Origin of the sequence: Acinetobacter lwoffii (genome assembly GCF_024129685.1) — a bacterium.
In the GTDB taxonomy this organism is placed as follows: Bacteria; Pseudomonadota; Gammaproteobacteria; order Pseudomonadales; family Moraxellaceae; genus Acinetobacter; species Acinetobacter lwoffii_X.
Map to the genome: position 1 here is coordinate 59,413 of NZ_JAMXXL010000018.1, position 10,794 is coordinate 70,206.

Below are 10,794 nucleotides of genomic sequence, written 5' to 3' on the forward strand. Positions count from 1 at the left end.
AAATGAGGAGCATGTGATGACTGATCTCAGTTTAGGGCGTCATGCCAATGACCCGATTGCACCACTCGAACCACCTACAGCAGAGATCAATCCTGCTGCAGTGATTGGTGCCGAAATTATCATTGAACAGCTGCATAAGTTTTATGGTTCGGTCAAAGTTCTGGAAGATCTGGACCTGCATATCCAACCTAGTGAATTTCTGGCAATTGTCGGTCGCAGCGGTTGTGGTAAAAGTACCTTATTGCGCCTGATTGCCGACTTGGAACAGCAAAGCTACGGCGAAATCAAATTCAAATCAGCCCGGCATATCCGTGAAGGCATTACTGCAGATGATATCCGGGTGATGTTTCAGGATCCTCGCCTGCTGCCTTGGCGCAGTATCGAACAGAATGTGCAACTTGGTTTACCGAAGGAGCAGCATGCCAAAGCCTCTCAAATGCTGAAAAAGGTCGGACTCAAAGAAAAAGCCGGACTGTGGCCTTCACAGCTTTCCGGAGGACAACGGCAACGTACCGCCTTAGCGCGAGCATTATCGCATCAGCCGCGTATTCTGCTGCTGGATGAACCGCTCGGTGCTCTGGATGCCCTAACACGTCTGGAAATGCAAAACCTGATTGAGCGCCTCTGGACCGAACAAGGCTTTACCGCCATTCTGGTCACGCACGATGTCAGTGAAGCCGTGCAACTGGCAGACCGGATTATCTTGCTGGACAAAGGCCATATTGCCAAAGAGTTTAGAGTCAATTTGCCACGTCCCCGGCAAAAAAGTGTGACATTTGCAGAACTGGAACATCAGGTCTTGCAGGCAGTTTTAGCGACCTGAATACCCACTCCAACCCAAAATCGCACATGGTTTTGGGTCTTATTCTTATAAAAAATACTTTTATCTCAATGAGAAGACATTTTTATCAGTTTCATTTCAACATTATTCTTCTCTTGCATTGATGAAGAAAAAAAATGAATAAATGAAGTATTTTCAGAAACTTGAATTTTTCTCCTAGTGTAAATGCATTTAGCCTGTTTTAAATATTGATCTAGAGAATAAATCATCATTATTCAAAAAATTAGCCTGTGACTGTGTGCACAAATCTGATGATTTGCCGTACAATTGAGGATTCCCTTTTTCATTGTTTTTTATATTTGCTAATGGAACAAAAAAAGAGTACTCAAAAACGCAATCAGCTGCTAAATGCTGCACTAGACGTATTTTCCCTATATGGTTTTAATGGGGCAAGTCTGGATGAAATCGCACAAATTGCAGAAATGCATAAGTCGAATATTTTCTATTATTATGAAAATAAAGAAGCCCTGTATGTCGAGGTATTAACCACCGTTCTACAAAAATGGCTGGCGCCTTTACAAACCTTGGAAGCTGAACTTGAGCCTGAAGAAGCGATCACCAATTATTTGATGCAAAAAATTGAAGTGTCGCGTACCCAGCCTAAAGCATCACGTTTATTTGCTTTGGAGGTGATTCAAGGTGCACCGCATATTCTGGAAATTTTAAAAGGTCCGCTAAAAAAACTGGTCAAGCGTAAAGCCAAAGTGATTTCCAACTGGCAGGAGCAAGGCAAGATTTCTGCAGATATTGATCCTGAGTTACTGATTCTGAATATTTGGGCGATTACCCAGAACTATGCAGACTTTGCGACCCAAATGGAAATGGTCACGGGTAAAACCTTGCGTAACCGCAGCATGCAGCAACGCATTATCCAGCATACGGTACATATGATGTTATACGGCGTGATTCCACGCACGGATAAATAAGCAAGCGCTTCTGATTGGCACACGACCATAGCTGCTATGGTCGCCGAGCAAACTTGACCCTCCTATTTATTTTACCATTTGATATAAATCTAATAATTTTTTCGCACCCAATAACAGATTTTCTTCCCAATCCAGATGCGCAGTCTCATTAGCTCCATCAGTAATGTATTTCACTGAAATCAGCCGAACGCCCAGCTTTTTACAGACTTTGGCCAAGGCATAGCCTTCCATATCGACCAGATTACACGCCACTTTTGAAATACCGGTTTCAAAGCTATCGCCTGTCCCACAAATTCCTTTCGGCAAATGGTCAAAGAAAGAATCCAGCTCAATCGCACCCGGGAAATGCTGATCCATCGGGGTCATGCCGATCTCAAAGCCAAGGGGCGACACATCCATATCACGCTGTACAAATTGCGTGACTTCGACCAGTTCATGCGCATTAAAATGCGAACTTCCCGCGCTGCCCAAATTCAATAAGGTACTGCAACCGGTGTTCTGAATCACCTCAAAAGCTTTAAAAGCCGCATTGACTTTACCAATCCCGCTGTAATGTACCTGAATGCCTTCTGCTTCAAACAAGCCTTTGGATTCATTGGGTAGAGCCATGATGAGCGCCAGATCGGACATTCGAAACACCTGATATCAAGAAAAACCCTGACATTAGAAAACAAAACCGGCTGAATGAAAAGCATCAGTGCTCTGATCAAACATACTTAGTGCGTAGAAAAACCAGCCGGCTCAATTCCAAGGAAGGTGAATTTTCAAGAAAAATATTGCATAAAAACACAACAGCAAGACGAAAGCGCGAGATTATGGCAATATATAGCCTCTCGATATTTCTAAGCACTTGATTTGCCCATGCAGCTGCTCCGTCTAAATGCTTTAGCCTCTCATTCTGAATTACCCAAAACTGCCGTGACCATCGGTAATTTTGACGGCGTGCATTTAGGCCATCAGGCGATGATCCGTCAGCTGAAACAGGTGGCCAAAGCACAGGGTTTAAAATCTGTAGTGATGATTTTCGAGCCGCAACCGCTTGAATACTTTCAGGGTTATGAGGCCCCACCGCGTATTTCATCATTGCGTGAAAAAGTTGAATACCTGACTGAGCTGGGTGTGGACTATATCGCGGTGGCGAAATTTGACCATACTTTTCGCAGCCTGACTGCAGAAGCCTTTGCCGACATTTTAAAAGAAAAACTCAATGCCCGGCATCTGGTCTTGGGCGATGATTTTCACTTTGGTAAAAACCGCCAAGGCAACAGCGAATTCTTGCGCAATTACGGCTTTGAAGTGACCAATTTAAATACCATTGCGCTAGATGGTGAACGCGTCAGTTCCACCCGGATTCGCCAGACGCTACAAGCCGGTGATTTAGCCTTGGCCGCACAATTGCTGGGGCGTCCCTATAGCATTACCGGGCGGGTGCAATATGGTGATCAGATTGGTCGAACTATTGATTTCCCCACCATTAATGTACGGCTCAACCGCCATAAGCCCTGCCTGAAGGGAATTTACGGAGTTGAGGTCATTTGCGAAACCCAATCCTTAAAAGACAAAGTAAAAGCCGACTCTGCAACGCAAACAGGCATTGTGGGTTATGACCCGACTGCCCTGTTTGGGGCCGGTCATGTCGGCACACGTCCAGCCATCAAACAAGCACATCCAGAGTGGCGATTAGAAGTACATTTTCCAGATGTTTCTGCTAATCTGTATGGCCTGTTGATGCGGGTGACGTTCTTAAACTATTTACATGGCGAAAAGGACTATCCTTCGCTTGAAGCGCTAAAAGCCGGAATTGATGATGATGTCGAGAAACTGCTTGAGTTTCGTCGAAATCACCCCACATTTCCCTTTTAATATCCCATATTTTTATTGTAAAACGTGTCAGTGACATAACTGATTAGATTGGAAGACGACTTGCATGAGCGATAAGCAAACTCCTGAAAATGCAGTGGACTATAAAGCCACGCTAAACCTCCCAGGTACTGACTTTGCAATGAAAGCAAATTTGGCAGTACGTGAAGCGAAATGGTTAGAAGAGTGGTATGCCGACAACATTTATCAGCAGATTCGTGAATCGCGTATTGGCAAGAAAAAATACGTGCTTCATGACGGCCCTCCTTATGCCAATGGTCAAATTCATTTGGGTCATGCGGTCAACAAAGTACTCAAAGACATCATTATCAAAAGCCGTGTCATGGATGGCTTTGATGCACCGTATGTACCGGGCTGGGACTGTCACGGTTTGCCAATCGAACTCAAAGTCGAAGAAAAAGTCGGTAAAGTCGGCGTAAAAGTGGATGCATCTACCTTCCGTAAAGCCTGCCGTGAATATGCCTACACCCAAGTTGAGCTTCAAAAGAAAGACTTCGTACGTATGGGCGTATTCGGGGATTGGGACAATCCTTACTTAACGATGAACTTCAAACAAGAAGCTGACATCGTACGTTCATTGGGTGCAATCGCGAAAGCAGGTCATATCGAGCCAGGTCTGAAACCAGTCAACTGGTGTTTAGACTGTGGTTCATCACTCGCTGAAGCTGAAGTTGAATACGAAGATAAAAAATCGGATGCAATTGACGTCGGTTTCACGGTTGTAGACCTTGCTGATTTATCTGCACGTGTCGGCGTAGAAATCGCTGATCGTACGGATATCGTGATTTGGACAACAACGCCTTGGACCATGCCTGCCAACCAAGCGGTTGCATTACACGCTGAACTTGAATACCAATTGGTTAAAGCAACAGCGGAAGATAAAGCTGCACAAAACTTTATCTTGGCGAAATCATTGGTTGAGTCTGCGACTCAGCGTTATGGCTTTACTGCATTTGAAGTGCTTGCTGAATTCACAGGTGCAAAACTTGAGAATTTAGTTCTTCAACATCCTTTAATTGCTGAACGCCAAGTGCCAGTGATCTTGGGTGAACACGTCACCGATGCTAGCGGTACAGGTGCAGTACATACCGCACCGGGCCACGGTGTGGACGACTATAAAGTTGGTTTACAGTACAACTTAAAAGTAGAAAACCCAGTCGGCGGTAATGGTGTGTATTTACCGACTTCGCCAATCTTCCCGGGCGAGCACATCTACAAAGCCAATCCAAAAATCATTGCAGCATTGACTGAAGCGACCAAGCTTTGGGCACACGTGGTGATCAAGCATAGCTACCCGCATTGCTGGCGCCATAAAACCCCGATTATCTTCCGTGCGACCCCACAATGGTTCATCAGCATGGATGCCAAAGGTCTGCGTCAAAATGCACTGAATGCGATTGAAAACGATATCAGCTTTGTACCGGACTGGGGTAAAAACCGTATCCAGGCGATGATTGAAGGCCGTCCGGACTGGTGTATTTCACGTCAACGTACTTGGGGTGTGCCAATTCCGTTCTTCGTACACAAAGACACCAATGAATTGCATCCGCGTACGCCTGAACTGATCGAAGAAGTTGCCAAACTGATTGAACAAGAAGGCATTGATGGCTGGTACAACCGTGATGCATCTGAGTTTATCGGTGCGGATGCTGAGCAATATAATGCAGTTCGTGACACCTTAGATGTCTGGTTTGACTCTGGTACAACGCACTATGCGGTACTGCGTGAACGTGAAGAACTGACTGATCCTGCTGATTTGTACCTTGAAGGTTCAGACCAGCACCGTGGCTGGTTCCAGTCGTCGTTATTGACCTCGATTGCGATTAACGAACGTGCGCCATATAAAGGTCTATTGACTCACGGTTTCGTCGTGGATGAAAAAGGCCGCAAGATGTCCAAGTCGATCGGTAACGTGATCACGCCGCAAGACATCATTAAAGATATGGGTGCGGATGGTTTACGTTTCTGGATCGCCTCTGCGGATTACCGTTATGAAATGACCGCTGGTAAAGAAATCTTTAGCCGTGCCTCTGACGGTTATCGTCGTATCCGTAACACGCTTCGTTTCTTGCTTGCTAACCTGAATGGCTTCAAACCATCAACAGATGCGCTTCCTGTAGATCAATTGATCGCGCTGGATCAATACATTCTGCAACGTGCATCTGAAGTGCAAGAAACCATTAAGAAAGCATACGAAGATATGAACTTCCATATCGTAACGACTGCTCTGACTAATTTTTGTATCAATGACTTGGGTGGTTTCTACTTAGACATTATCAAAGATCGTCAATACACCACGAAAGCGGATTCGCAAGCACGTCATTCTGCACAAACTGCGTTGTATCACCTGGTACAGGCATTCGTGCGTTGGATGTCACCAATCTTAAGCTTCACTGCACAAGAAGCTTGGCCGTTAATCCCTGAACAATCAGAGAAATACGTGTTCACGGCTGAATGGTATGACATTCCTGTGGCTTCAACTGCAAATGTAATATCTGAAGCTGAATGGCAAACGCTCATTGCTGTGAAATCTGCAGTAAACAAATTCATTGAAACTGCACGTACAGCAAAAACTGTCGGTTCTAACTTGTCTGCCAAAGTTGAACTTTGGGCAAATGCTGAATTAAAAGCAGTGCTAGATAAGTTAAGTGATGAGCTTCGTTTCGTCCTGATCACATCACAAGTGCTGGTGAATGAGTTTGATGCGGCACAAGGTGAAGCGTCTGATCTTGAAGGCTTGAATGTGAAAGTTTCAGCAGCTGATGGCGAAAAATGCGTACGTTGCTGGCATGTATTACCAGATGTAAATACACATTCTGCACATCCTGGTCTATGCGGTCGTTGTATTATCAACCTTCCTACAGGCCAAGGCGAAGAGAGAAAATATGCCTAATACCCACACCAAAAAGGGCTTATTCCAGTTTTATCCACATAATTTATGGTGGGTTGGACTGGCCATTCTGGCGATCATTCTGGATCAATGGACCAAATGGATTGCAGTGACAAATCTGAACTATGCAGATCCTGTTCCTGTGCTGCCCTTTTTAAATTGGACACTGCTACATAACTATGGCGCTGCCTTTAGTTTCCTGTCCGATGCCGGTGGTTGGCAACGCTATTTCTTTACTTCACTGGCAGGTTTAGTGTCTGTAATCTTTGTGTTTTGGCTGATGCGCATGCCAAAAGACATGAAAATTTTACCATTGGCGATTGCCCTGATTCTGGGTGGTGCCATCGGTAATTTAATCGACCGGGTCAGCCTCGGCTATGTAGTCGATTTTATTCATGTGTATTACCAGAACAGCCACTTCCCTGCGTTCAATATCGCAGATAGTGCTATTACTGTAGGCACTATTCTGATGCTGATTGATACCTTTTTCTTAGAAAAACATCGAATTCAACGGGCGCAAGCACAACATGACTGATTTTATTCATCCTAACGAAGAAACCCGGGTTGCAGACGGTTCTAAAGTCGAGCTGCACTTTTCTGTCGCAATCGAAAATGGCGTGGAAATTGACAATACCCGTAGCCGTGAAGAACCGGTCAGCCTGGTGATTGGTGATGGCAATTTACTGCCTGGTTTTGAAAAAGCATTGTTTGGTTTACGTGCCGGTGACCGTCGTACGGTGAGCCTGCCGCCAGAAGATGCTTTTGGTCCATGGAATCCAGAAAACATCCAGAAATTTGATACGGTGAAGTTCGGAGAACGTCCGATCGAAGGTCACATGATCGAGTTTGAAGACAAAGCCAAAGCCACCCTGTATGGCGTGGTGAGATCGGTGAATGATGACATCACTGAAGTGGACTTTAACCATCCATTGGCAGGCAAAAACATCACCTTTGAAGTGGAAATCTTTAAAGTGACACCTGCGGGTCAGCAAGGCATTAAACTGATGTAAAACCTCAGCTAATTAACTGATTTTAAAAAAGCTCCTTCGGGAGCTTTTTATTTTCCGGATACAAATCATCTCTAGTCACCTTCCTGAAATCTGATTAATTTGATGATCAGACCCGAAGAAAGGATGAAACATGAAAATTTATATTGTGGTTGGGAGTGTTCGTGAGGGACGTACTGCGATTAAAGTGGCGCACTGGGTACTGCAGGAAATTAAAAGTTATGCCTTTAGCACTTTGGAAACTGAAATTGTCGATCTAAAAGAATGGGATCTTCCGCTGTTTTCTGGTGCTCATCCCCCATTGACCGGGATTTATGATCAGCCCAAACAGCAAGACTGGGCCGACAAGATTGCGCTTGGCGATGCCTTTATTTTTGTCACGCCTGAATACAATCATGGCTATAGCCCTGCCCTGAAAAATGCCCTGGATTATCTCGGCAAGGAATGGCAAGGCAAACCGGCAGCTTATATTGGTTATGGTGCGACCAACGGATCACGTTCGATTGACCAGATTCGTCAAGTCGGCACTCAACTTGGACTGGTAGATACCAATGCCGTGATCGAAATCCGTGACATCTTTGCGCGCAACAAAGATTATTCCTTCCAAGGCAATGAATTTGATAATAAAAACTTAAAAGCTGTAGTGGATAGACTGATTCAATATGTCAGTGCTTAATGACTGGACGACAGCCCTGTACGTTTTAGCCTACATGCAGCGCAGAGTTTAGCCGCTATGCAGTCATTTTATGCGAGGCTATAGTGAGTACATAGACAGACAGGAAGTCTGCAAAGCGATACGACAACAATAAAAAGCGCCAATCAACAGGACGTTGACAGATTAGACAGGAGTCAGATCTGAGAAGCAAATCCAGAAAAGCCTCTACAGGATGTTGAGGCTTTTCTGTTTAAACTTTAGATTTAACGTGACTACTGATCTGGATGCATCAGACATCAACCTTAAACCCGAGATCAACATCACAGGCGGCTTGTCCTCCTCGAATCCCCCAATTTTCCAATGCACTTTCTCTCAGATGAATCAAAATATGGTCTGCAGGAATACCGATTTCCCCAAGACTTTTGACCATTTGCTGATACAAGTTGCGCTTGGTCTCCAGACTGCGACCAGCAAAACAGTCAATACTGATCAAGGTAAAATATTCAGGCTGAGCTAAATGACTCATATACTGAAAACGATGCGCTTCATGCACGACCAGACGAATATTACGATCATATTCAGGTAGCTGAAAGGCAGTTTTCACACAATGAAATACGCTGTTAAGCAATTGTTCCTCAACTGCTTGAGGATATTGTTGGCGAACTTCAATTTAAATCGTAGGCATAGGAGTTTCCTTTTTATTATTTTATCGACATTTTTATTTATATCAGTTGATGCATATCAAAAGAGTATTCTCTCGCTAAGATACAGCAAAATCACCATCCCTATTTGTAATTTGATCGGATGATCATTTTAAAACAGTATTTTTGAATTTATCTTTTTAAAATTTGGCTGTCGGCTTTGACCTACAATCTATGCAGCCAAACTGCCCTATTGCGCTGTATCGCTTCAGGCTATATTCAGATCATACCAAGACAGGAAGTCTTGTAAGAAAAATAAAAAATTCACGTAGCAGGATGCTGATCGGTATAACAGATATTATACCTTTAACAGAATATGAAAAGGCCTTCACAGGATGTAGAGGCCTTTTTCTTTCATGTCAGCATCAGCTTAAAAATCCTTTCATTCAGAGGGTCAGCTCATGCTGCGTTATTCCACCTTTCAATAACTCATTTTCAGATAAGCATCCTAAAAGCAGAGGATTAAGGTGCTGTCATTTTTAACAAACCGGCTTGCGAACCATCTTGAATCACCCACAGTGAACCATCCTGTGCCTGAGCAACCCCGCGAATCCGCTCCTTCATATCCAGACGCTGGACTTCTTTCACTGGAGTCTGGGTCGTATCCACAATCACAATCGCCTTGGAAGACAGACCGGTCGCAATCGCTTTATTTTTCCATTTCGGGAAGACATTAGCCGTATAAAACATTAAATCTGAAGGAGAAATTACCGGAGTCCAATCCAGTGCCGGGGCCTCAAATTCAGGTCGGGTACTGTGGTCAGGAATCGGCTTGCCATCATAATGATCGCCATTGGACACTAACGGATAACCATAATTTTTAGCTTTGACAATCTTGTTCAGTTCATCGCCGCCTTTTGGTCCCATTTCGATCACCCAAAGCTGCCCTTTCGGATCAAAAGCCATGCCTAGAGGATTACGATGTCCAAGACTCCAGACCTGCTGGGCAATTTTACCCTGATTCATAAACGGATTATCGGCAGGGATTGAGCCATCATCATTCAGGCGAATAATTTTACCGGCGTTGGATTGCATATCCTGTGCAGGGTTGAATTGCTGACGTTCTCCTGAACTGATCCATAACTTACCATCCGACCCGAATACAATCCGATGGGCATAATGTCCCTGGCCTGAAAATTTCGGCACTTGCGTCCAGATCCGTTCAATTTGTGTGAGTTGAGGAGTGGCTTGATTTAAGTTTAATTTACCCCGGATCACCACTGCACCATATCCGCCTTGGCCTTGTTCAGCATAGCTCAGATATACCCACCGATTCTTTGCAAAATCAGGATGTAAAGCAACTTCGCCTAAGCCACCCTGGCCTCCATATGCGACTTGAGGTATGCCTTTAACTTCAATTTTTTTCTTGGTTTTTGGATCAAAGAGCTGCAATTTTCCTTTGCGCTCAGTAATTAATAGTCGGCCATCCTTTAAAGTAGTAATCGCCCACGGCTCATTAAATTGAGCAACCTGTTCAACCTTATATTTTTGCAAGTTAGAAGAGACTGCATCCGATTTGGCAGCTGATGTAGATACCTCTTGACTACTTCTAGAAGATGAATTCTCTGCATGACAGGCAGTAAATGCTAAAGCACAACAACTGAGTAGAATTTTTATTTTAAATTGCGACAACATTATCTTATCCATACTGATTTATTGTTCAAATTAACATCAAGATACAGAATTTATAATGTAAATTCAGCAGAGAAAGGTAAATAGATACATTTTAAAAACTATAAAACGAGTTAATTTTGAAGTTTTATTTATAATTTTTGCACATAAAAAAATCCCCCTCTGCCTTAGCGGAGGGGGATTTCGAATAATGAGCTGGCGATGACTTACTCTCACATGGGTAACCCCACACTACCATCAGCGCTAAGAGGTTTCACTTCT

The 10,794-nt window shown here is 44.0% G+C and carries 10 protein-coding genes; 7 read left to right on the top strand and 3 right to left on the bottom strand.

Annotated elements, in window-relative coordinates; all coding sequences use genetic code 11:
- Nucleotides 1–16 precede the first annotated feature (16 nt).
- Together NI464_RS09965 and NI464_RS09970 are read left to right on the top strand one after the other, a co-directional pair.
- The gene (locus NI464_RS09965) at nt 17–823 is read left to right on the top strand and encodes an ABC transporter ATP-binding protein (protein ID WP_005267725.1); all 807 of its coding nucleotides are present in this window, start codon (nt 17–19) and stop codon (nt 821–823) included.
- Nucleotides 824–1,146: 323 nt separating this feature from the next.
- Entirely contained in the window at nt 1,147–1,767 is a 621-nt protein-coding gene (locus NI464_RS09970) for a TetR family transcriptional regulator C-terminal domain-containing protein (RefSeq protein WP_004281222.1), read from the top strand.
- Nucleotides 1,768–1,833: 66 nt separating this feature from the next.
- On the opposite strand, the gene NI464_RS09975 is transcribed toward NI464_RS09970, so the two are convergent.
- Nucleotides 1,834–2,397, bottom strand: coding sequence for a 5'-methylthioadenosine/S-adenosylhomocysteine nucleosidase family protein (locus tag NI464_RS09975; RefSeq protein WP_005245594.1), 564 nt, complete (start codon nt 2,395–2,397; stop codon nt 1,834–1,836).
- A gap of 231 nt (nt 2,398–2,628) precedes the next feature.
- Between NI464_RS09975 and ribF the strand changes: the two genes are divergently transcribed.
- From ribF to NI464_RS10000, 5 genes are all read left to right on the top strand, one after another.
- Nucleotides 2,629–3,630 carry a bifunctional riboflavin kinase/FAD synthetase gene (gene ribF / locus NI464_RS09980; protein ID WP_004729035.1) on the top strand — a complete coding sequence of 334 codons (1,002 nt, stop codon included), beginning with the start codon at nt 2,629–2,631 and terminating at the stop codon, nt 3,628–3,630.
- Between the two features lie 64 nt (nt 3,631–3,694).
- The gene (gene ileS / locus NI464_RS09985) at nt 3,695–6,541 is read left to right on the top strand and encodes an isoleucine--tRNA ligase (protein ID WP_253138278.1); all 2,847 of its coding nucleotides are present in this window, start codon (nt 3,695–3,697) and stop codon (nt 6,539–6,541) included.
- Nucleotides 6,534–7,073 carry a signal peptidase II gene (gene lspA, locus NI464_RS09990; RefSeq protein ID WP_004281218.1) on the top strand — a complete coding sequence of 180 codons (540 nt, stop codon included), beginning with the start codon at nt 6,534–6,536 and terminating at the stop codon, nt 7,071–7,073. Before ileS ends, lspA begins: the two co-directional genes overlap by 8 nt.
- The gene (locus tag NI464_RS09995) at nt 7,066–7,548 is read left to right on the top strand and encodes an FKBP-type peptidyl-prolyl cis-trans isomerase (protein ID WP_004281217.1); all 483 of its coding nucleotides are present in this window, start codon (nt 7,066–7,068) and stop codon (nt 7,546–7,548) included. Before lspA ends, NI464_RS09995 begins: the two co-directional genes overlap by 8 nt.
- A 130-nt stretch (nt 7,549–7,678) precedes the next feature.
- Nucleotides 7,679–8,221, top strand: a complete 543-nt coding sequence (locus NI464_RS10000; protein ID WP_004281216.1) for an NADPH-dependent FMN reductase — start codon at nt 7,679–7,681, stop codon at nt 8,219–8,221.
- A 268-nt stretch (nt 8,222–8,489) separates the two neighbouring features.
- Here the strand turns inward: NI464_RS10000 and NI464_RS10005 are convergent, their stop codons facing one another.
- Both NI464_RS10005 and NI464_RS10010 read right to left on the bottom strand, forming a co-directional pair.
- Nucleotides 8,490–8,828 carry a tautomerase family protein gene (locus NI464_RS10005; protein WP_276534874.1) on the bottom strand — a complete coding sequence of 113 codons (339 nt, stop codon included), beginning with the start codon at nt 8,826–8,828 and terminating at the stop codon, nt 8,490–8,492.
- Nucleotides 8,829–9,363: 535 nt separating this feature from the next.
- The gene (locus NI464_RS10010; protein WP_005094880.1) at nt 9,364–10,536 is read right to left on the bottom strand and encodes a PQQ-dependent sugar dehydrogenase; all 1,173 of its coding nucleotides are present in this window, start codon (nt 10,534–10,536) and stop codon (nt 9,364–9,366) included.
- Nucleotides 10,537–10,794 lie beyond the last annotated feature (258 nt).